The sequence below is a fragment of the Nonomuraea angiospora genome, from assembly GCF_014873145.1.
Lineage (GTDB): Bacteria > Actinomycetota > Actinomycetes > Streptosporangiales > Streptosporangiaceae > Nonomuraea > Nonomuraea angiospora.
In genome coordinates this window covers 5,185,195-5,207,351 of sequence record NZ_JADBEK010000001.1, presented here as the reverse complement: position 1 = coordinate 5,207,351, position 22,157 = coordinate 5,185,195, and the positions used below count along the sequence as shown (strand labels likewise).

Sequence of the window (22,157 nt, the reverse complement as noted above, 5' to 3'; positions counted from 1 at the left end):
CTCTCCTCCGCTGGGAAAGCGCTTTCAGAAGAACAGGGTTCCCGCCGCCGGCCGCACTTGTCAACAGTGGGGCGGCGCCGTGCTGTCGCGGACGTGCAACTCCATCGGCAGGGAGACCGGCTCCCCGTCGTGCCCCTCGGTCATGAGGGCCTCCAGCATCTCGGCCGCCTGCCTGCCGAGCTGACCACGGGGCACCGACACCGTGGTGAGGCTCGTGTGCGCCACGTGGTCGAGCGCGATGTCGTCGAACCCGACCACCGACAGATCCTCGGGAACGCGTACCCCGAGCTCGCGCATCCTCGTCACCGCCCCCAGGGCCACCAGGTCGTTGTAGGTGGTGAGCGCGGTGGCGCCGGTGCCGGCCACCTCGGCGGCGGCGTCGTAACCGGCGCGGCTGGTGGACCCGCACGGCAGGATCGTGACGGAGATGCCGAACGCCTTGGCCGCCTCCAGCGCCCTGATCCGCTCGGCGTTGGCCCAGGACACCTCGGGCCCGCTCAGGTAGGCGACCCGGCGGTGGCCCAGCTGCGCCAGGTGGCCGCAGATCAGCATCATCCCGCCGAAGAAGTCGGCGGAGACCGCGGGCGCGGCGATGCCGGGGACGATCCGGTCGAGCAGGACGAGCGGGTGGTCCCGGGCGGTCAGCACGACCAGGTCCGAGCGTTCCAGGCGGGAGGAGCAGAGCAGCACCCCGTCGCAGCTGCGCATCAGGTCCTCGACCAGGTCGTGCTCGATCGAGGGGTCGTCGTCCGACTCCATGACCATGACGCGGCGGCCGTGGGAGCGGGCGACGGCCGAGACGGCCTTGAGCACGTCGGGGAAGTAGGGGTTGGCCAGGTTGGGGACCAGCACGCCGATGGTGCCCCACTCCCCGCGGGCCAGCCCCTGCGCCGCGGCGTTGGGCCGGTAGCCCAGCTGCCTGACCGCGTCGTGGACGCGCGCCGCCAGTGACGGGTCGACCTTGGCCGTGCCGTTGAGCACGCGGGAGACCGTCGAGGCCGACACCCCCGCCGCCGCCCCGACGTCGCTGATCGTCACCCGGGCCGAGCGGCCCTGCCGCAGATTACGCACCCGCTCCTCCTCCCCCCGTGGAGCGCCCGTCAGCCGAGCAGCCCGCGTAGATGATCAATATCCCGCCGTACGGCCGCCGCCGGGTCGGCCGCCGGGTAGTGGACGTGCAGCGACAGCACCCCGGTGTAGCCGCGTGCGCGCAGCCCGGGAATGATCTCCGGCCAGGGGACCACTCCTCCGTCCGCGAACGGCTGCCACTCGCACACCCAGCCGTCCGCGGTGGACCGCCAGGCGGCGTTCTTCACTCCCATGCAGGCCATCCGATCGCCCAGCAGGTCGACGTTGAGCGCCCATGCCTCGCTGCCCTCCTTGGCCTGGTTGCCGGGGTCGGCGTAGAAGCGCACGTCCTCCAGGTCGCCGGCGAGTGCGAGGGCGAGCGAGGCGGATGGATGGATCGTACCGTGATGCAACTGGACCGCCGGCCGCACACCGTGCCGGGCGGCGACGGCGGCCAGGCGGGACAGCGCGACCCTGGACTCCTCCAGCTGACGGCGGTATCCGGCGGCGGGGTCGTAGCGGAAGAAGCCCACCCGCATGAGGGGGACGCCGCTCTCGCCGCAGGCCGCGATGATCCGTTCGGCGTCCGCGCCGGCGTCGAGCAGGTCGGTGGTGACGACGTCGAGGGAGAGCCCGCGGCGCTCGAGCTCGGCGGCGACGACGGCGATGCCGCCCGGGTCGGCGGGGCTGACCGTCTGCCCCTCGCGCACGACGAGGTCGACGCCGTCGGCGCCCACCGAGGCCACCGTCTCGGCCAGCCGGGCGGGGTCGAGCGGGCCGAAGGGCTTGGTGAAGGCGAGCAGGCGCACACGTACTCCCGAATTTCTCTGAAAGCGCTTGTAGAGACCAGCAAAGGCCACCGACGGACAGGTGTCATGACCGAGCATCGATCTGAAACCGCTTTCTCACAAGTCTTGAATCGGCCTGTGACCGGGGTTACTCTCGGACCCACCTCTCGGGCAAGCGCTTACCCGATGCCCGGCACCCCTCTGACCTCCGTCTCTCGGGAGGGCTTCATGAAACTCCATCGGCCCGCGATGATCGCCGCGATCCTGGCGTCACTGCTCGTGGCGGCGTGCGGAACGTCGAGCGACGGCCGCGCCGGCGGCAGCGGCTCGCAGACCACGCTGCGGATCTGGGACTTCTCCGCCGAACAGGTGAACTTCCACAAGGACATCGGCGCGCAGTTCACCAAGGAACATCCCAACATCAAGATCGAATGGCGCTCGATCACCCAGGCCGACTACATGAAGACCCTGCCCCTGGCCTTCCAGAGCAACCAGGCGCCGGACATGTTCTACTGGAACGCGACCGGGCTGTCCCAGCTGCTGGACCAGAAGTGGATCAGTCCGCTCAGCCCCAGCGGCACCGTCCCCGCCGACTTCACCAAGCGCTGGCCGGACGGGTCGTTCCTGGAGGGCATCAACGTGCAGGACGGGAAGACGTACGGTTTCCCGTTCTCGGAGAACCTCTACTGGGGCTCCGGCTACATGTTCCTCAACAAGCAGGTCTTCCAGCAGGCCGGGCTGGACGTCAACAGCCCGCCCAAGACCTGGACCGACCTCAAGAACGCCTGCGCCCAGATCAAGGCCAAGACCAAGGCCGAGTGCATCGCCGCCCCCACCAAGGGCCCGGACATGCAGCGGATCTGGTACGCGATGATCAGCAGCGTCTCGACGGACGAGTTCTTCGACTACAAGACCGGCAAGTTCGACCTCACCGAGCCCGGCCAGCTCAAGGCCTTCGCCTTCATCCAGGAGCTCAAGAAGGCCGGATACCTGGCGCCGGGCACCAACGACAAGAACTTCTCCCGCCAGCAGTTCGCCGCCGACCAGGCCGGCGTCTTCTTCGACGGCACCTGGCTGCCGAGCGTGTGGGCCGGCCAGGGCTTCGGCAGCGACAAGTACGTGGTGGCGCCGCGCCTCAACCCGGACGACGGGCAGACCGGCGCGGCCGGCCGCAAGTACGACACCAACAAGTACTGGGTCAGCTCGCAGACCAGGAACGCCGACGCCATGTGGACGTTCATCCAGTGGATGACCGACCCCGACGGCTACTTCGTCAAGCAGTACTACAAGAACGCCTTCGGCACGCTGGCCTACGTCGACAACCAGAAGATGGTCACCGACCCGGCGCTCAAGCAGATCATGCAGATCGGCGGGCAGCCGGGCTACCGGGTCCAGCTCCCCGTGCCACTGCTCAAGTGCCCCGACATCGCCAAGTCCAAGGCGTACGTCAACGCGCTGGCGAAGAACCCCGACGGGGAGTGGGAGGCCATGGGCCAGGCGCTGGTCAGCGGCCAGTCGCTGGAGTCGGCGGGCGCCGCCATCGTCAAGCAGCGGCAGACCGCCCTGGAGGAAGGGCTCAAGCAGGAGGCCGCCGCCGGCCTGAAGGTGTCGATGGACTGCTACACCTTCCCCGACTGGGACTACACCAAGGACTACACCAAGGACATGTACAAGGACTGACCCCTTCTCCGTCGTGAGGACATCCATGACAACCACCGCCCCCGCCCCACGCAGGGAGAGGGTGACGGACAGGGACCGGTCGCCCGCCGAGCGGGCGCCCGAACGCGCCGATCACTCCCGCGAGCGCGTCCGCGGCTTCGACAGGGTCTGGCTGGTCGTCTTCCTGGCCCCCTTCCTGCTGCTCTACCTCGGCTTCACCCTCTGGCCGCTGGCCGCGACGATCTACTACTCCTTCTTCGACTGGTCGGGCATCGGCCCGATCGACAACTTCGTCGGGGCGGACAACTACGGCTCGATCCTGGTCGACCCGCTGTTCTGGCTCTCGGTGGTCAACACGCTGATCTTCGCCCTGCTGACCACCGTCATCAAGCTCCCGATCTCGCTGCTGGCGGCGATCGTGCTCACCCGCAAGTGGCTGCGCGGCAAGCGGTTCTTCCGGACCCTGTTCTTCGCGCCGCTCATCATCCCCGTCGCCATGGCGGGCCTGGTCTTCACCTACCTGCTCAACCCGTCCAACGGCGCCCTGAACGCCATCCTGCGTGACCTCGGCCTGGTCGACCAGGGGTTCGACGTGTTCGCCAACCGGTGGAGCGCGCTGCTCGTGCTCGTGCTCGTCTCCGTCTGGCAGATCTTCGGCCAGTACATGATCTACTGGATCGCGGCGCTGCAGAACGTGCCGGAGGAGGTCTACGAGGCCGCCGCCATCGACGGCGCGGGCGAGTGGAAGAAGCTCACCCGCATCACGCTGCCGATGATCAGGCCGGTCGCCGTGATCATCGCCCTGCTCGGCATCGTCAACGCCATGCACGTCTTCGGGCTGGTCGTCACCCTCACCGCGGGCGGCCCGGGCACCAGCACGTACGTGGTGTCCTACTTCATCTACCAGAACGCCTTCGGCTCGGTGCCGTTCGCCTACGGCTACGCCTCGGCCGCGGCGCTGCTGTTCTCCGTCATCGCCTTCGTCCTGGTCTCCGCCCAGGGCGTCGCGGTCCGCCGGGCCCAGCGGCTCAGGAAGGAGTACGGCGTCTGATGGCGGCGATCACCAAGACCACCGGGATCGACCAGGCCGCCCGGCGCAGCCACAGGACGCGGGCCAACCTCATCGCCCTGCCGATCCTGGCGGTCATCGGGCTCGTGTGGGTCTATCCGTTCCTGTGGACGATCTCGGCCGCGTTCAAGACCCAGGCCGGGATGTTCACCAGCGGCGCGAGCCTCCTGCCCGACCAGCTGAACTTCGACAACTTCGTCCGCGCCTGGGTCAACGCCGGGTTCTCCGGATACTTCTTCAACACGGTGCTCTACTCGGTCGTCTCGACCCTGATCGAGCTGGTCAAGGCGGCCCTGTGCGGCTATGTGCTGGCCAGGTACGAGTTCCCCGGCCGTACCCTGCTCTACCGGATGATCGTGGGGACCCTGTTCATCCCGGTCGCCTCGATCATCGTCCCGCAGTTCGTGCTGATCGAGAACCTCGGCCTGCTGAACACGCGGGCCGGCGTCATCCTGGCCATGTCCGGCGGCGCGGGCGCGCTCTACGTCCTGCTGTTCGTCGGGTTCTTCTCCAGCGTCCCGAGCGACCTGTTCGAGGCGGCCAAGCTCGACGGGGCCGGCTTCCTCAAGACGTTCGGCCTCATCCTCCCGCTGGCCAAACCGGTCATCGCGGTGGTGGTCATCTTCCAGTTCATCAGCAGCTGGAACGAGTTCAACATCCCGCTGGTGTTCACGCTCGGCCAGCCCGACCTGCAGAACCTCGCCGTCGGGATGCTCTCCTTCCAGGGCGAGCACGCCACCGACTGGACCGGGTTCGCCGCCGGGATGACGATCTCGTTCCTGCCGATGCTGGCGATCTTCCTGTTCTTCCAGAACTACTTCACGCGCGGCCTGGCCGGCGCCACGAAGGGGTGAAAGTCCGCTTGAAGACGAGGCACGGCGCGTTCGCCTACACCTGGGACCTCGTGGGCGACCCCGCGGCGGCCGAGCGCATCGCCGGGCTCGGGGTGAGCACGGTGACCCTCCAGGCGGCCTACCACTCGGTCCGGGCCACCACCGCGTGGCATCCGCGCCACCGCATCGTGCAGGCCGATCACGCGGCGGCCTACTTCCGGCTGCGCCCGGACCGCTGGCGCGGGCGGCTCAAGCCGTACGCGCCGAGCTGGGGGGTGCCGGACGAGGACCGGTTCGGGACGGCGCTGGCCGCGCTGGCGGGGGCCGGGCTGCGGGCCGAGGCCTGGATCGTGCTCACGCACTCCTCGGTGCTGGGCCGCGAGGCGCCCGACCTGACGGTCAGGAACGCCTACGGCGAGTCCTACCCCTACGCGCTCTGTCCCGCCCAGCCCGCCGTCCACGACTACGCGATCACCCTCGTGAGCGAGGTCTGCGAGCAGTACGACGTGCCCGCGCTGATGCTGGAGGCGTGCGGCTGGCTGGGCGCCGAGCACGCCGGCCATCACGAGAAGACCTCCGGCGCCCACCTGTCCGCCTGCGGCAGGGCGCTGCTGTCGCTCTGCCTCTGCCCCGCCTGCCGGAGGGGGCTGGCCGAGCGCGGCCTGGACGTCGAGGAGCTGGCGCGCGACGTGCGCGCCGCCGTGGACGGGGAGCTCCAGCAGGGCGTCCCGGCCGGGGAGAGCCTGGGCGACGCGCTCGGCCGCGAGCGTGCCCAGGCCGTCTACGACCATCGCGGCCGGGTCATCGCCGGCCTGGTCCGCGCCGCGGCGGTGCCGGCCGGCGGTCGCGAGCTGCTGCTCATGGCCACCGACGACCCGCAGGTCACCGGCCCCGACGTGGGGATCGACCTGGCCTCCTTCGACGCGCCGGTCGACGCGTACGTGCTCAAGTGCTGGGGCCCGGAGGAGGCGGCACTGGCCCAGGTGAAGGCCGCGGCGAGCCGCACCGAGACCCCCATCGTCGCCAACCTGACCGTGCTGGAGGACGGGCACGCCCGGATCCCGGCACTCGCCGCCGACCTCGTCGCAGGGGGAGCGCGGCAGCTACGTTACTACCACGCCGGGCTGGGCTCACCCGCCCGCCTGGCCAGCGTGCGGGCGGCGGCTCGCGTGAAGGAGAGGCAATGCTGAACGGGCTGTACGTGATGGACCCGAACCGCTTCGACGACGTCTACGGCCCCCAGGCCAGGGAGGCGATCGAGCGGCACCTGACCATCGCCTCGCCCCCGCTCACCGCCGACCGGCTCACCCCGGACGTGCTCGCCGACCTGGACGTGCTGGTGACCGGCTGGGGGGCGCCCAAGCTGGACGCCGGCCTGCTCGCCGCCGCGCCCAAGCTCTCGCTGGTGCTGTACGGCGCGGGCTCCATCAAGGGAATGGTCACGCCGGAGATGTGGGCCAGGGGAGTGCGGGTCACCTCGGCGGCCACGGCCAACGCCGAGCCGGTCGCCGAGTTCGCCCTCTCGCAGATCCTGTACGCGCTCAAGCACGGCTGGCGCTACGTGCTGGCCGCGCGCGCCGCCGCGGCCACCGCCCCGCGCGGACCCGAGATCGGGGCCTATGACGCGGTGGTCGGGCTGGTCTCGCTCGGCGCCACGGGCCGGGCCACGGCGCGGCTGCTCGCCCATCACCACCTCGACGTGCAGGCCTACGACCCGTACGCCGACCCGGAGCAGGCGGCGGCGCTCGGCGTGCGCCTCGTCGGCCTGAAGGAGCTGTTCGCCACCTCCGACGTGGTCAGCCTGCACTCGCCGCTCACCCCTGAGACGCAGCGCCTGGTCGGCACCGAGCTGCTGGAGTCGATGAAGCCCGACGCCACCCTGGTCAACACGGCGCGCGGCGGCCTCGTCGACGAGGCCGCGCTCGTGGACGTGCTGAGCCGGCGGACCGACCTGTTCGCCGTCCTAGACGTCACCGACCCGGAGCCGCCCGTCGCCGGGTCGCCGCTGTTCACCATGCCCAACATCGTCGTCACCCCGCACGTGGCGGGCAGCCTGGGCTTCGAGCGGCGCCGCCACGGGCAGGCGATGGCCGAGGAGCTCGACCGCTACGTCGCGGGGGAGCCGCTGCTGTACGAGATCACCGAGTCCGGACTGGCGAGGAGGGCGTGAGCGCAGCGACCCTGGTGCTGCTGCCGCCGCACGATCCGGCCACCGCGGGCTGGCGGGCCCGGCTGGAGCAGGCGGTGCCGGAGCTCGTCGTCCTCCAGCCGGAGACGCGCGAGGAGGCGGCGCGGGCGCTGGCGGAGGCCGACGCCGCCTACGGCACGCTGCCCGCGGACCTGCTGGCGCACGCCGGACGGCTGCGCTGGCTGCAGGCCCCGCAGGCCGGGCCGCCTCCGGGTTTCTACCATCCGGCCCTGGTCGCGCACCCCGTGCAGGTCACCAACATGCGCGACACCTACACCGACCACGTGGCCGCGCACGCGCTGGCGCTCGTGCTCGCGCTGGCCAGGGGCCTGCCCAGGTACGCCCGCGAACAGGCCCGCGCGAGCTGGGCGCCCGACTGGGACCCCGGCGCCGTGCTCTCCCTGGGCGAGGCCACCGCCCTGGTGGTGGGGGTGGGCGCGGTCGGGGCCGAGGTCGGCAGGCTGCTGGCGGCGTTCGGCACCAGGGTCGTGGGCGTGGACGCCCGGCGCGGCGGGCCCGTGCCGGGCTTCGCCGAGGTGCTGCCGGCCGACGCGCTCGACCGGCTGCTTCCCGAGGCGGACCTGGTCATCCTGACCGTTCCGCACACCCCGGCCACCGAGGGCCTGCTGGACGCGCGGCGGCTGGCGCTGGCCAAGCCCGGGGCGTACGTCGTCAACATCGGCCGCGGGCCCATCCTGCGGCTCGACGACCTGACGGCCGCCCTGGCCGCGGGACGCCTGGCCGGCGCGGCCCTGGACGTCTTCGAGACCGAGCCGCTTCCGCCCGATCACCCGCTCTGGCGGCGGCCGGACGTGCTCATCACCCCGCACGTGGGGGGCGTGGGGCCGCATGGCGAGGAGCGGCGCTTCGCCGTACTGCTGGAGAACGCCCGCCGCTTCGTGGCCGGGCGCGAACTGATCAATCTGGTCGACAAGTCCGAATGGTACTGATCACGTGAACCGGATAGCACGCGTCGAGACCTTCACCGTGGGCCTGCCCTCGCTGCGCGACTTCGCCGTGGCGGGCGGGTCCGTCGTCCAGGGCGGCCGGCCGGCCGTCAGGGTCCTGGTGAAGGTCACCGCCGACGACGGGGCCATCGGGTGGGGCGAGGCCACCCCGATCCCCTCCTGGACGTACGAGACCACCGAGTCCATCGTCTCCACCATCGACAACTACCTGGCCCCGGCGGCCGTCGGCCGTCCGCTGTGGGACCTGGACGGGCTCTGCCGCGCCTTCGACCGTACGATCAGCAAGGGCTTCTCGATCGGCATGCCGCTGGCGCGCGCGGCGGTGGACGTGGCCTGCCACGACGCCTACGCCCGCAGCCTCGGCCTGTCCCTCGGCGAGCTGTGGGGCCGGCGCAGGCGCGACACCATCGAGCTGGCCTGGATCGTGGCCACCGAGTCGGCCGCCGTGGCCGCGGACTCGGTGGCCGAGGGCCGCGCGCTCGGCTACCGCCACGTCAAGGTCAAGGTCGGCCTGCACACCGAGGACGAGGACGTGGCCATCGTGGAGGCCGTGCGCGCCGCCGCGCCCGACGCGGTGCTCTGGGTGGACGCCAACCAGGGCTACACGGCCGCCGCCGCGCTCCGGGTGGCCCGGCGCCTGACCGGCCTGGACGTGGCCGTCTTCGAGCAGCCGCTGCCGTCCAACGACGTCGCCGGGCTGCGCCGCCTGCGTGACGCCAGCCCCATCCCGGTGGCCGTGGACGAGAGCCTGCGCCATCCGAGCGACCTGGCGACGTTCGTCCGGCTCGACGCCATCGACGTCGCCGTCGCCAAGGTGCAGCGCTGCGGCGGGCTGACCCTGGCGCTGCGCCAGTGCCAGCTCGCCGAGGACTGCGGCCTGGCGATCATGGGCTCCGGCCTCACCGAGTCCGACATCGGGCTGGCCGCCTCGCTCCACCTGTTCGCCGCGTTCGGCGTGGACACGCCGGTCGACCTCAACGGCCGGCAGTTCATCACCAGCCCCTACGCCACGGATCCGGTCATCACGGTCACCGGCGGCGTCGCCCACGTGCCCACCGGCCCCGGCCTGGGGATCGGCGTGGACGAGGAGGCGGTCCGCGCGCTCGCTCTCTGAACGGGCCCAGACCATTTTCCGCAAGTAGGGAGCGAACCGGCGAAACGCCCTGCCACCGTTTGGCCCGTGAGCTCGATGGAGCACGTCGAACGGCTGCGCATGGACGGCGTGCCGTTCCGGAGCTATCTGGACGCCGGGCGGCACCTGGTGCGGCTCGCGCTGCCCGGGGTGCTGGTCCACGTGCCGCTCGCCACGCTGTGCCTGCTGGCGCTGACGGTGACGGCAGGCGACTCGGCGGCGGTGGTCAACGGGCGGTTCCAGCTGATCGGGACGTCCGATGTCCCGCTGCGCATCTGGACGCTCGTACCGGTGGCGGTCGCGCTCGCCGCGGAGATCGTGGTGTTCCCCGCGACCGTGATCATCGCCACGGGTCACCTGGTGGACCGGCGGATCCCGCCGGTCGAGGCGCTGCGGGCGACGGTGCGGCGGCTGCCGCCCCTCCTGGTCCTGCTCCTGGTGTCCGGGGCGGCCGGGGCCGCGGGAGCCGGGGTGCTGATGATGACCGATCAGCATTGGCTGGTCCGGGTGGGGCTGGTGGTGGCCGCGTACGCGGCGATGCCGGCCCTGCTGGCCGTGCCCGGCGTTCTGCTGCACGGCCTCTCGGGGCTGGGCTCGATCCGCCGCGCCTACCGCATGACCGAGCTGAGCTTCCTGCCGACCGCGTTGACGCTGGCCTTCGGGGTCTTCCTCGTTCCCGGTGCGGCGGCGTGGGCTCTCGAGTCGGGGCTGCGCCTGCTTCCCGGCCCTCTCGCCACCCTCGGATGGGGCCTGGCCGGGACCGTGCTGGCGCTGGCCGTCACGCCCGTCCAGGCCGCCGTGGTCGCGCGCCAGTTCCTGCACAACATGGCCTGGCGCACCGAGGTGGTCGACTCGGACCTGGCGCACGGCCTGCCCGACGGCCCTGCGCCGCGCCCGGTGCGGCCCGGCCTCCTGCCGGCGGCGCTGCTGCCCGGACTGCTGTTCAGCGGGGTCGTGCTGGTCAATCCGTTCGGGTGGCCGGAGGTCGCCGAGACGACCGTGACGGAGCTGCCCGTCCCCGCCCGTGACCGCGACCGCGAACCGGAGCTGCGCCCCCTCGACCTGCAGGACCTGCACCTCGGCCGCGACGGGGAGCCGGTCGTGGTGATGGACGGCTTCGAGGACGACTCCAGCCTGCTGGCCTGCGCCGACCCCTCGTGCCGGAAGGCGAGCTTCGCGTGGGCCGAGCCGGACGATTCCGGCACCCGGTGGCAGGCGGGCGCGGCCAGCGCGCGGCTGCCCGACGGGCGTCTCCTCCTGACCACCTGGACCTCCGGGGGGCTCGAACTGCTCACCTGCGAGGCGACCGCGTGCGTACGCGGCAGCGGGGCCGTCGCGACGACGCGCAGGCCGCCGGAGTCGGTGGGGGTGGCGCTGGCCGTGCGGCGGGACGGCGGTCCGGTCGTGGCCTACGCCGAACCGGATCCGGCGGGCGGTGACCAGCCGGCCCACGACCTCGTCTCCTTCATCTTCTGCGCGGACCCGAGCTGCGCGCGCCCGGAGCCCAGGCAGGTCGCCCGCCTGGAGGCCACCGGGTACTCGTCCATGGAGCACGACCTGGTCGCCGCCGTCGGCCCCGGGGACCGCCCCGTCGCCGCCCGGTACGACTCCGCCACCGGCCAGATCCACGTGATCTCCTGCCCGGACGCCGCCTGCCAGCGGCCGAGCGTGACCAGCCCCGTGCCCCCCGCCCCGCCGGCTCCCCACCGGCTCTGGAACGCCGGCCTGGCCATGGCGGTGCGCCCCGACGGCCGCCCCGCCATCGCCTACCGGGACCTGCGCGACCAGGCGACCAGACTGCTCGACTGCCGCACCCCCGACTGTGCCCAGGCCGACGTGCGCACGCTGGGCGCGGGAAGCGGGTACCAGGCGGCCCCGGTGCTGGCCGTGGACCGCGCGGGGCGCCCGGTGGTCGCGTTCGAGAGCCTCGAACACCAGCGGCTCATGCTCGCCGTCTGCACCGGCAGCCGCTGCGAGAGCATCCCGGTGTCCAGGAACGGGAACGGCTTCGGCGAACGACTTGCCATGACCATGAACGCCGAGGGCGACCCGGTGATCGCCTGGATCGACGACTCACTCGCGCCGTCCGGCCTCGACTGGAACCTGCGCATCACCACCCCGCTCAACCTCACCCCGGACCGGTGACCGCCAGATACCCCGCACGATTTAGTCCCTGTTTGTCGCTTTCATGACCTTGTTCGGGTGGTGCGGATGTCAGCGTGAATGAAAGGGGCCCATTCCGAGGAGGGGTGCGACGACATGACGAGATGCCGAGCTTCGTGCGTCCTTCTCCTGTCGGCCGCGGCCGTCGTACCGGCGCCCGGCGCGGCGGCGGCGGGGCACGGGCCGTGCCCCTCGCCGGGCGCGGCCAGGGCGACGGTCGTGCTGGTGCACGGGGCATGGGCCGACACCTCAAGCTGGAGCGGGGAGGTGCAGGCTCTGCAGCGGGCGGGTCACGCCGTGCGGGCCGTGGCCAACCCGCTGCGCGGCCTGTCCGGTGACGCGCAGACCGTACGGGACTTCCTGCGCACCCTCTCGGGGCCGGTCGTGCTCGTGGGGCACTCCTACGGCGGCTCGGTGATCACGAATGCCGCCGCCGGCGACCCGGACGTCAAGGCGCTGGTCTATGTGAGCGCCGCGGCGCCGGACGTCGGCGAGACCACCGGGCAGCTCAGCGGCTCCGGCTCGGCGCTCGGCGGCGACCCGGCCACCCTCTACGACCGCTCGTCCTACCCCGGATCGAGCGGCGAAGCGGCCGACCTGTACCTGAAGCGGGCGGTGTTCCTGCGCTTCTTCGCCCCCGACCTGCCCCCCGCGATGGCCAACCGGCTGTGGGCCTCCCAGCGGGCCGCCTCGACGGTCGCGTTCACGACGCCGTCGAAGGCCGCGGCGTGGAAGAAGATCCCGTCCTGGTACTTCATCGCCACCGGCGACCGGATCATCGTGCCGGCCTCGCAGCGGGCGATGGCCAGGCGGGCGGGCTCGAAGGTCACCGAGTTCCCGGGCGGCTCCCACCTCGCGCTCATCTCGCACCCGGACGCCGTGACGCGGGTGATCGAGGACGCGGTCTGCTCCGTGCGCTGAATCCAGAGACCCCGCTCCCGCGAACAACACAGAAAAGGGGATCCCGATCATTCGCGGAGGGCACTCGTGGGCGATTCACCGGGGGAGAGACGCGCGCAACGGATCGTGGTCGGCGGAGCGGGCGAGTTGCCGGCGTGGCTGCTCGACGGCATGTTCCGCCTGCGCCACACGGTGTTCTACGAACGCCTGCGCTGGGACGTCGAAAGCCTGCACGGCAGGGAGCGCGACTTCTACGACGACTGCGACCCGGTCTACGTGATCGGTTACATGGAGGACCGCCAGGAGGTCACGGGGTGCTGCCGGCTGCTCCCGACCGTCGGTCCGTACATGCTCCGCGACGTCTTCTCCGAGGCGTTACGCGGCGGCCGGGCCCCATGCGATCCGGCCGTGTGGGAGCTCAGCCGGCTGGCCACCGCGGGCGCCTGGTCCCACAAGGCGACGGTGGGGTTCGGGCCGCTCGCCCGCGCGCTGCTCCGGGAGGCGTTCCGCTGGGTCGACCGGCGCGGTGACACGGTGGTCGCGGTCTCCAGCGTGGCGGTGGAGCGCAGCGTGAACGCCATGGGCGTGCCGACCCGGCGGCTCGGCGACGGCGGGGCGACGCGGCTGGGCAGCCTGCTCTGCTCGGCCTACACCACCTCCACGAGGGACTTCCTGGACAAGGCGGGCCAGTGACGTTTCGGGGGTGCCGGGCCGGATCAAATCTTCCTTGACCCGCCACAGGCCGAGAAGTTCATCTCGCCGAAACCCAAGGCGGGATCGCGCCGGATAGAGTCCCGCCATCCTCGACAACGTTGATCCATTCATCGGCACCTCGGCGACCGACCTGCCCCGGGCACGTGGTCTGGCCGCCACTTGGTGGTGGCCGAAACCGCAGGTGGGCAACACCCACCCGGGGGCCACCTCGCCGCTCGGCATGGTGTCGGCCTGTGCCTACTCCGGCGCGTACCCGACGGGGTACGGGAGATACACGAAGAACACCGAAGGCGTGCCCGAGGAGATGCTGGGGCGGCTGCAGGCGTCCGGTTTCACCCACTTCCAGCAGTCCGGCACCGGCGCGATCCGCAAGTACTACAACTACGTCCGGGTCACGCCGATGGTGCAGCCGCTGGACGTGCTGGGGGAGGCCTGGGAGCTGCACGACGAGGTGGCAGAGGCGGGCTACTACGCGGCCACCCTGGACACCGGGGTCCGCTGCGAGCTCACCGTGGGCGCCAAGGTCGCCGTGCACCGGTACACCTTCCCGCAGCACAGCAGCGCCCGGGTGGTGATCGACCTGTCCTGCGGCGGCCTGGACATCGAGCTCGGCCGTACGGTGCCGCTGCGGGCCCAGGTGGAGAGCATGGGGCACGGGCGGACCCAGGGCACGGTGGTGATGGAGGGCGTCCCGCTGTCGGTGGTCGTGGACGTCGACAGCCCGGGCTGGCGGCAGATGCTCTGGTACGACCGGCGGCTCATCGACGGCGGCACCCGCCTCGACTTCGACAGCATCCGGCACACCACGCTGCGCCCCTTCGGCATGCTCTACATGGGTCCGGCCGCGCCGGGGCAGACCATCGAGGTCCGGCTGGGCTTCTCGCTGCGCGGGTGCGACCAGGCGCGCGACAACCTGGAGCGCGAGTGCGGGCAGGGGCGGCCGGCGTTCGACGCGGTACGCGCCAGGACCCGCGCCCGCTGGGCCGATCACCTCGACCGGGTCCAGGTCGAGGGCGGCACGCCGGCCCGCCGGACAGTGTTCGCGACGGCGCTCTACCACGCGCTGATCAAGCCGTGCGTCGCCGACGACGAGAGCCCGTTCTGGCCGACCCCCGGGCCGTTCGCGTTCGACGTGTGCACCATGTGGGACATCTACAAGACCCAGCTGCCGCTGCTCGCGGCCATCGCCCCCGACCGGGCCGCGGACCTGCTGGAGTCGCTGATCCGGGTCTGCGAGGAAGAGGGCAACTTCCCGATCGGCTACCGGATGTCCCGCGGGGCCGACCGGTTCTTCCGCCAGGCCAGCGCGCTCGCGCACACCGCGCTGGCGGACGCCCACGCGCTCGGCTGGGCGGGCCTGGACTGGAACTGGGCGCTCGTCCACATGGTCGACGACCTGCGCCGGATGTACGGCGAGGACTTCTTCGAGCACGGGGTGGTGCACCCCATCACCCACACCCTCGACCTCGCCTACGCCCACCACTGCACGGCACAGGTCGCCCGGGCGCTGAACGACCGGCGCCTCGCCGCCGACCTCGAGGACCGCAGCCGTCACTGGTCCAACGCCTTCGACCCGGGCACGGGGCTGCTGCGCGACTCGGAGTTCTACGAGGGCGGCAAGTGGAACTACTCGTTCAGGCTGCTGCACGACATGGCCGCGAGGATCGCCCTGGCCGGCGGCGACGCGGCCTTCATCGACAAGCTGGACCGGTTCTTCGGCTTCGGCGCCGCACCGGTGACGCAGCCCGGCCGGCGCCCGCGCACGGCGGAGATGGCGGCCGGTTACGCCCTCAACCGGTTCGAGGGGCTGAACAACGAGCCCGACATGGAGGCGCCGTGGGCCTACCACTACGCGGGCCGGCCCGACCGCACGGCCCAGGTGGTGCACTCGGCGCTGACCTGGCAGTTCGGCACCGGTCCCGGCGGGCTGCCCGGTAACGACGACTCCGGCGGCCTGAGCTCGTGGTACGTCTGGGCGTCGCTGGGCCTGTTCCCGGTCGCCGGCCAGAACCTGTTCCTGGTCAACGCGCCCGCCTTCGAACGGGCGGTGCTCCGGGCCGGCGGCAACGAGTTCGTCATCGAGACCAGCGGGCTCCGCGAGACCCCGATCGGCGTCGACGGCCTCGATCACGACCCGCCGGCACATTACGTACAGTCGGCGACCCTCAACGGCGAACCCCTGCACGCGACCCACCTGAGCGCCGCCACCGTGCACCGGGGCGGCCGGTTGCACCTGCGGCTGGGGCCGGAGCCGTCGGCGTGGGGCCGGGGGATCCGCCCGCCGTCCCTGTCCGATCCGCCCGCGACACCGGAGGAAGCGTGATGACCCACCCCCGTCGCCGTCTCGTCATCGTGGTCAGGGCCGACCCGGTCATCTGCGGCCACTCCGGCGAAGCCCGCAACCTCGCCGAGGTGGCGCTGACCCGCGGGTTCGATGACGTACGGCTGCTGACCTGGCCGATCCCGACGCTGCAGGCGGCCGGGCTGCCGCTCAAGCCGCTGGACCGGCTGCTGCCGTACAGCGCCGGGATCACCGTGGAGCGGCCGGAGCCGGTCGGTGACTACCGGGTGCCCGACGGGCGCCACCAGGCCGGGCTCACCGGCCGCCTCGTCGAGCTGCTCGCCGAGCCGTTACGCACGACCTGCCTGTCCATGTACCTCGCCCCGCACACCGCGGTGGTCGTGGACGCGGTCGCGGCCGCGCGGGCGGCCGGGTTCGCGCCGGACGTCCACACCATCGCGAAGGCCGTCGGCTCCGACGTCACCAACGTGATCCGCTCGTGCCTGCGGGAAGGCCGGTTCGGCGCGGCGACCGTGCTGTTCACCACCTTCCTGGCCAACGACGAGGTCGTGGCGGTCTCCGAGTACACCCGGGAGGAGATCGTCGCCTCGGCCGAGCAGGTGGACGCCCACTGCGGCACCACGTTCGCCGAACAGTGCCGGCGCCGTGTCACCGTCAGCTACCCGCCGATCGACTCCGCCGCCTTCCTCGACCTGGACCCGGCCCAGGTGGACGCCGCGCTCGCCCGACGCGGCCTGGAGCGCGACGGATACATCCTGTTCCTGTCCCGCGTGACCCGGGCCAAGGGGGTCCACGACCTGCTGGCCGCCTTCGGCCGGATGCGCTGCCGGTCGCGGGTGAAACTGGCCGTCGTCGGCACCGGCCCGGCGCTGGAGCAGGCGCGGGCGGCGGCTGCGGGCGACGACCGGGTGGTCTTCTTCACCGACGTCGACGACCAGGAGAAGCCGCTGCTCATGCGCGGCTGCGCGGCCTACGTGCTGCCCACCAAGCCCGAGCCCGAGTTCGTGGAGACGTTCGGCATCGCGCTGGCCGAGAAGATGCTCTCCGGCGGCGGGCCGATCGTCACCACCACGACGGGCGGGACCCTCGAGGCGGTCGGTGACACCGCCGTCGTCATCGAACCCGGAGATATCGCCGGTCTCATCGCGGCCGTGGACCGGGTGGTCCTCGACCTGCCCGCCGCCGAACGGCAGGACCTGGAGCTCCGCGCCCGCGCCCGCGCGATGTCCTTCGACCGGGTCGCGGTGTTCGACGGCCTGTTCCCGCAGGGGACGCCCGCCGTTGCTTCTCACTGATTTCGGACATGTCTGAATAAGTTACGAACACATCCAGATGTTTCGTGGTAGGACGTACGAGCGAACGTAGGGATCGGCTGGATGTTGCGCTCGGCCTGCCCATGGTGCGCGCGTCGCGCGCCACCGGGCCACGGGGCCGTCGACGGGGAAGATCAGAGTCGGCCGCGTGCCGCGCGGGGGCCAGCCGACGACGATTGGAGCAATGTGCGACGAAAGTACTCCGTGCTGGCTGCCGCCTTCGTGGCGTTAGCAGCGCTTTTGCCCGTCTCGCCGGCCGCAGGGGCGGCCACCCGGGACGGAGCCTCGGGGGAGACCACGACAGGCAGCATCGCCTGGGCGCCCTGCGAGGAGGAGCCCACCGCCGAGTGCGGCAAGCTGGCCGTCCCGATCGACTGGTCCAACCCCAACGGCGAGAAGATCGACCTGGCCATCGCCCGGCGCAAGGCCACGGACCCCGCGGCCCGGGTCGGCTCCCTGGTGATCAACCCGGGCGGTCCCGGCGGGTCCGGCGTGGAATCCGTGTACGGCGCCACCTGGTTCACCGACGAGCTCCAGAGGCGCTTCGACATCGTCGGCTTCGACCCCAGGGGCGTGGGCCGCAGCCACCCGGTGATCTGCTCGGCGTCGGTCTACAACCAGATGCCGCACACCGTCATCTCCTCCCAGGCCCAGTTCGACGCCTGGGACGCCTTCACCAAGAAGCTACACAAGGACTGCCGGGAGCGCACCGGCCCGCTGTACGACCACGTCGACTCGCGCAACGTGGCCCGCGACATGGACGCCCTGCGCGCCGCCCTCGGCGAGGAGAAGCTGACCTACTACGGCATCTCGTACGGGACGCTGATCGGCCAGATGTACGCCGAGATGTTCCCGAACCGGATCCGGGCGCTCGCGCTGGACAGCAACATGGACCACAGCCTCGGCGTCGCCGGCTTCCTCGCCACCGAGGCGGTCGCGATCGAGGACGCGTTCGACCAGTTCGTGGGCTGGTGCGAGGCCGACGAGAGCTGCGTCCTGCACGGGCGTGACGTCCGCGCGATGTGGAAGGACCTGCTGGCCAAGGCGCGGCGCGGGGAGCTGTACTACCCGGCCGCCCCGGACAAGCCCATGACGGAGCTGCAGGTCATCTACAACGCCGCGCTCGGCACCGAGGGGCCCGACTGGCGCACGCTGAGCGAGGTCATCAACTGGCTGAGCGGCGGCCCCGAGCCGTCGTGGGTGCCGCCGCTGCCCGGCCGGGGCCCGGTCGAGGGTGACGTGGCCGAGCTGCCGACCCGGATCCTGTGCCAGGACTACGACCTCCGGGTGCGGAACTACGCGGAGTACGCGGCTCTCATGAAGGTCTCCAACACCCTGGCGCCCGACGTGCGGTACCACCCGTACCCGTACGACGACCTGCCGATCTGCCTCAACTCGACCCCGACGAACCCGCCGCACACGCTGCGGTACACGGGCGACGCCCCGATCCTGCTCGGGAACTCGCTGCACGACCCCGCCACTCCGTACATGTGGTCCGCGAACGTGGGCCGCCAGCTCGGCTCGAAGGCGACGCTGCTCACCTACGAGGGCTGGGGCCACCGCATCTACGGCAAGGACGAGTGCAGCACGGTGCCGATCGACAACTTCCTGATCTCGCTGACGGTGCCCCCGAAGGGCTACCGCTGCGAGGTGGGCGGCAAGGCCGAGATCATGGCCAAGCGGCAGCCCAACGGGCGGCTGTGGCCGACCGACCGGCTCAACTGGGGCGGCTCCCGCGTGAGCCCGTCCTTCAGGACGGCCGGCTGAACCACTGCTGAGACGCCGCCCACGGGCGGCGTCTCAGCCTTTCAGGAGGTCAGGATCGGGGCCTGCGGGCGTGGAGGACGAAGGCCGGGGGCCAGTTGCGCCAGACCGTGCGGCTGGGGATGACCTCCTCGAAGCGGTCCGCCAGGAGGTCGCGGAAGCGGCGCGCGGAGCTCAGCGGGACGGCGTGGAGGTAGGTGAAGGCGGTGAAGGCGCTGTACGGCCCCAGGATCGCGGTCGTCGCGTCCATGAGCTGCCGCTGGTCGGCGGCCGGGAAGAGAGTCCAGGGCAGGCCGCTCACCACCACGTCGGCGCGCTCGATCCCGCGCTCGTCCAGGAGCCGCCGCAGATGCTTGGCGTCCTCCTGGATCACCTCGGCGCCCGGATAGCGCCGCCGGAGCAGGTCGGCCAGGCGCGGATTGAGCTCGATGGCCAGGTGGCGCCCGCGACCGCCGAGCCGGCGCTGGATCTCCGCGGTGAACGGCCCCGTGCCCGGGCCCAGCTCGACCACGACGGGCTCTCCCTGCTCCGGGAGCGGGCAGGAGACCGCCCGCGCGAGGTGCCGCGAGCTGGGCGCGACGGCGCCGATCCGCAGCGGGGATCGCAGCCACTGGCCCAGGAACAACGCGAGGTCGTTCGGCGCGAGCCGGGCCGGGTCCGCCTCGGTGTGGTGGCGGTCTGGTTCGCCGGTGGCGCGAGTGGTGCTGGAGGTCATGCTGTCCCTTCGCGGTGTGCGGATGCGGCTGGCCGACCAGGTCATTGGAGAGCTGTACCCAAATGAGATGTCCTGATTAGTGTGGGGTCGTCCGAGCCAGGGCGCATCCAGGAGTGAGGATCCGGCCTTGTCGGTGTCGTCGGCAAGGGTGTCGCTCCAGTCGTCGCGGCCTGTGACCTGGTAACAGACCCTAATGCCGATGCGGCCGCCCCGCGCGCCCGCCGGGCCCGGCGATCACGCCGGGCGGTGCCACTGGTAGCGGCGTTCCGGGCGGCCGGCGCCGCCGTAACGCAGGGAGACCTCGACCTGGCCGATCGCGGTCAGGTGTTCGAGGTAGCGGCGGGCGCTGACCCGGGAGACGCCCACCTGGGCGGCGCACTCGGTGGCCGACAGCGTGCCGCCGCTCTCCCGCAGCGCGCGCTTGACCAGTTCGGCCGTCTCCACGCTCATGCCCTTGGGCAGCGTGACGGGCATCGCCGAGCCCGTCCCGGACAGGAGCCGGTCGACGTCGGCCTGGCTGGTGATGACGGTGCTGCCCAGGCCGGCGCGCCGGGCGGCGTAGCGCTCCAGCCGGACGCGCAGGTCGTCGACGTCGAACGGCTTGAGCAGGTAGTCGCTGACGCCCCGGCGGGCGGCCCCGCGTACCGCGTCGAGCTCGCGGGCGGCGCTGATCACGATGACGTCGCAGTCGTGCCCCGCGGCGCGCATCCGGGTGATGACGTCCAGGCCGAAGACGTCGGGCAGGTACAGATCGAGCAGCACCAGGTCGGGCTGGAGCTCGGCGACGCGCTCCAGGGCCTGCTCGCCGGAGCCGGCGGTGCCGAGCACCCGGAAGCCCTCGACCTGGTTGACGAAGCCGCTGTTGACCCTGGCGACCATGAAGTCGTCGTCCACGACCAGTACGTCGATCATCGGGATACCCCCATCGCCAGGCGGCCGACGGACATGCGGGCGGTGAACATGGCGCCGTCGTCGGTGTTGGTCACCGCGACCTCGCCGCCGCGGCGGCGGCAGACGAGCTGGGTGAGCGCCAGGCCGATGCCGCGTTCGCCGCCTCGGGCGGCTTTCGTGGTGAAGCCCCGGGTGAAGACCTCATGGGCGAGCTCGGGCGCGACGCCGGGGCCGGAGTCGCGGACGACGATCTCGACGCTGGAGGTGTCCTGGCGCAGCTCCACCTCCACCCAGGCCGGCTCGCCGCTGCCGCAGGCGGCGTCGATGGCGTTGTCGACGAGGTTGCCGGTCACGGTGGCCACGTCCGCGGCGTCCAGGGGGTCGAGCCGGCCCAGGGCGGTGCGTCCTGACAGGCGCAGCTCGACGCGGCGTTCGGCGGCGAGGGAGGATTTGGCCATGAGCAGCGCGGCGACGGAGGTGTCGCGGACGCGGCTGCTGAGGCTCAGGTCGAGCGACTCGCGGTGCTCGCGGATCGCCCGGATGTAGCGGACGACCTCGTCGTGCTCCCTGACCTGGATCAGCCCGGAGATGACGTGGAGCTGGTTGGCGAACTCGTGCGCCTGAGCCCGCAGCAACTCGGTCGAGCTGCGGAAGGAGCCGAGCTCGCGTTCGAGCTGGGCGAGCTCGGTGCGGTCGCGCAGGGTGGTGACCGAGCCGAGGCGGCGACCGTCCTTGTCGATCATCATGCGGTTCATGACCAGCACGCGGCCCCGGTGCAGGGCGATCTCGTCGTGGGCCTCGTCGGCGCCGCTCAGCACGTCGTACAGGCGGCCCTGGACGCCGAGCGCGGTCAGGCTCATGCCGACGCAGTGGTCGGGGAGGTCGAGCAGCGTCCTGCCCATGTCGTTGACCATGGTGAGCCGGTGCTGCGGGTCCAGCGCGACCACGCCTTCGGCGATGCCGTGCAGCATGGCCTCGCGGTGCTCGGTCAGGCCGGCGATCTCGCGCGGCTCCATGCCGAGGGTCTGGCGTTTGATCCGCCTGGCCAGCAGCCACGACCCGGCGCCGCCGAGCGCGACCGCGACGCCGAGGTAGGTCAGCAGGTACGAGGAGGCGCCGACCAGCCGTTCCCACACCGTGGGGGCGGCCACGCCGATCATCACCGTCCCGAGGTGGGCGCCATGGTCGGCGGGGGCGTCGCTCAGCACGGGAACCTGGGCGGCGACCTCGGGCGCCCCGTCGACCACCAGGTGACCGGACCAGCCCCGCGCCCGGGCGACGCCGGGGTCGCCCAGCGGCAGCGCGGCCCCGACGACGGTGGTGTCGGTCGAGCTGATGATCTTTCCGCTCGCGTCGGCCACGGTGACCGACGTGACGCCGGACTGGGTCAGCGTCGAGTGCACCAGCGGGGCGAGCACCTCGCCGGGCGCCGGCCGGCCGATCTGGGCGCGTACGAGCGGGTTCCAGGCGAGCTGCTCGGCCAGCGCGGTCACCCGCCGTCCCTCGACGCGGTCGAACGTCGCCGCGGACTGAGCCAGCGAGATGGCACCGACGGCGAACAGGACCATTAGGACGATGGCCAGTTGCAGGATCAGCATCTCTCCGGCCAGAGTCGGACGGCGGCGTCTCACGAACACAATGAACACAATCTCCGCTGGTCACACAAGGCAGACGGCCTGTCGGCCGGGTT

Annotated in this window: 18 protein-coding genes; 13 read left to right on the top strand and 5 right to left on the bottom strand. The window is 71.8% G+C overall.

What is annotated here, in order from left to right; all coding sequences use genetic code 11:
• Positions 1–60: 60 nt before the first annotated feature.
• Together H4W80_RS23490 and H4W80_RS23485 are read right to left on the bottom strand one after the other, a co-directional pair.
• A complete protein-coding gene (locus tag H4W80_RS23490) occupies positions 61–1,071 on the bottom strand; it encodes a LacI family DNA-binding transcriptional regulator (protein ID WP_192787065.1) in 1,011 nt (336 codons plus the stop codon).
• A gap of 29 nt (positions 1,072–1,100) precedes the next feature.
• A complete protein-coding gene (locus H4W80_RS23485; protein WP_192787064.1) occupies positions 1,101–1,877 on the bottom strand; it encodes a sugar phosphate isomerase/epimerase family protein in 777 nt (258 codons plus the stop codon).
• Between the two features lie 207 nt (positions 1,878–2,084).
• On the opposite strand from H4W80_RS23485, the gene H4W80_RS23480 reads away from it, so the two are divergent.
• The 13 genes from H4W80_RS23480 to H4W80_RS23420 all read left to right on the top strand — a co-directional run bounded on the left by H4W80_RS23480 (position 2,085) and on the right by H4W80_RS23420 (position 18,864).
• Positions 2,085–3,536, top strand: a complete 1,452-nt coding sequence (locus H4W80_RS23480) for an ABC transporter substrate-binding protein (protein WP_192787063.1) — start codon at positions 2,085–2,087, stop codon at positions 3,534–3,536.
• A 25-nt stretch (positions 3,537–3,561) separates the two neighbouring features.
• Positions 3,562–4,566 (top strand): carbohydrate ABC transporter permease, encoded by a 1,005-nt coding sequence (locus H4W80_RS23475; protein ID WP_192787062.1) that lies wholly within the window; start codon positions 3,562–3,564, stop codon positions 4,564–4,566.
• Positions 4,566–5,438 (top strand): carbohydrate ABC transporter permease, encoded by an 873-nt coding sequence (locus H4W80_RS23470; protein WP_192787061.1) that lies wholly within the window; start codon positions 4,566–4,568, stop codon positions 5,436–5,438. Before H4W80_RS23475 ends, H4W80_RS23470 begins: the two co-directional genes overlap by 1 nt.
• 8 nt (positions 5,439–5,446) lie before the next feature.
• Complete coding sequence (locus H4W80_RS23465; protein ID WP_192787060.1) at positions 5,447–6,607, top strand: hypothetical protein; 1,161 nt, start codon at positions 5,447–5,449, stop codon at positions 6,605–6,607.
• Positions 6,601–7,587 carry a hydroxyacid dehydrogenase gene (locus H4W80_RS23460; protein WP_192787059.1) on the top strand — a complete coding sequence of 329 codons (987 nt, stop codon included), beginning with the start codon at positions 6,601–6,603 and terminating at the stop codon, positions 7,585–7,587. Before H4W80_RS23465 ends, H4W80_RS23460 begins: the two co-directional genes overlap by 7 nt.
• Positions 7,584–8,555 (top strand): NAD(P)-dependent oxidoreductase, encoded by a 972-nt coding sequence (locus H4W80_RS23455; RefSeq protein ID WP_192787058.1) that lies wholly within the window; start codon positions 7,584–7,586, stop codon positions 8,553–8,555. Before H4W80_RS23460 ends, H4W80_RS23455 begins: the two co-directional genes overlap by 4 nt.
• Positions 8,556–8,559: 4 nt before the next feature.
• On the top strand, positions 8,560–9,687 hold the full coding sequence (locus tag H4W80_RS23450; protein ID WP_192787057.1) for a mandelate racemase/muconate lactonizing enzyme family protein: 1,128 nt from the start codon (positions 8,560–8,562) through the stop codon (positions 9,685–9,687).
• 66 nt (positions 9,688–9,753) lie between these two features.
• The gene (locus H4W80_RS23445) at positions 9,754–11,850 is read left to right on the top strand and encodes a hypothetical protein (RefSeq protein WP_192787056.1); all 2,097 of its coding nucleotides are present in this window, start codon (positions 9,754–9,756) and stop codon (positions 11,848–11,850) included.
• 114 nt (positions 11,851–11,964) lie between these two features.
• Complete coding sequence (locus H4W80_RS23440; protein ID WP_192787055.1) at positions 11,965–12,789, top strand: alpha/beta fold hydrolase; 825 nt, start codon at positions 11,965–11,967, stop codon at positions 12,787–12,789.
• 66 nt (positions 12,790–12,855) lie between these two features.
• Positions 12,856–13,461: an acyl-homoserine-lactone synthase gene (locus tag H4W80_RS23435; protein ID WP_192787054.1), complete on the top strand. Its 606-nt coding sequence runs from the start codon at positions 12,856–12,858 to the stop codon at positions 13,459–13,461.
• A gap of 106 nt (positions 13,462–13,567) precedes the next feature.
• Positions 13,568–15,805 (top strand): glycoside hydrolase domain-containing protein, encoded by a 2,238-nt coding sequence (locus H4W80_RS23430; RefSeq protein ID WP_192793695.1) that lies wholly within the window; start codon positions 13,568–13,570, stop codon positions 15,803–15,805.
• Entirely contained in the window at positions 15,805–17,079 is a 1,275-nt protein-coding gene (locus H4W80_RS23425) for a glycosyltransferase (RefSeq protein WP_192787053.1), read from the top strand. The genes H4W80_RS23430 and H4W80_RS23425 overlap by 1 nt, the downstream gene beginning before the upstream one ends.
• Before the next feature lie 204 nt (positions 17,080–17,283).
• Entirely contained in the window at positions 17,284–18,864 is a 1,581-nt protein-coding gene (locus H4W80_RS23420; protein WP_318787020.1) for an alpha/beta fold hydrolase, read from the top strand.
• A gap of 49 nt (positions 18,865–18,913) precedes the next feature.
• On the opposite strand, the gene H4W80_RS23415 is transcribed toward H4W80_RS23420, so the two are convergent.
• The 3 genes from H4W80_RS23415 to H4W80_RS23405 all read right to left on the bottom strand — a co-directional run bounded on the left by H4W80_RS23415 (position 18,914) and on the right by H4W80_RS23405 (position 22,098).
• Positions 18,914–19,576, bottom strand: a complete 663-nt coding sequence (locus H4W80_RS23415) for a class I SAM-dependent methyltransferase (protein ID WP_192787051.1) — start codon at positions 19,574–19,576, stop codon at positions 18,914–18,916.
• A 234-nt stretch (positions 19,577–19,810) separates the two neighbouring features.
• Positions 19,811–20,488: a response regulator gene (locus H4W80_RS23410; protein WP_192787050.1), complete on the bottom strand. Its 678-nt coding sequence runs from the start codon at positions 20,486–20,488 to the stop codon at positions 19,811–19,813.
• On the bottom strand, positions 20,485–22,098 hold the full coding sequence (locus H4W80_RS23405) for a sensor histidine kinase (protein WP_318787019.1): 1,614 nt from the start codon (positions 22,096–22,098) through the stop codon (positions 20,485–20,487). Before H4W80_RS23405 ends, H4W80_RS23410 begins: the two co-directional genes overlap by 4 nt.
• Positions 22,099–22,157: the final 59 nt, after the last annotated feature.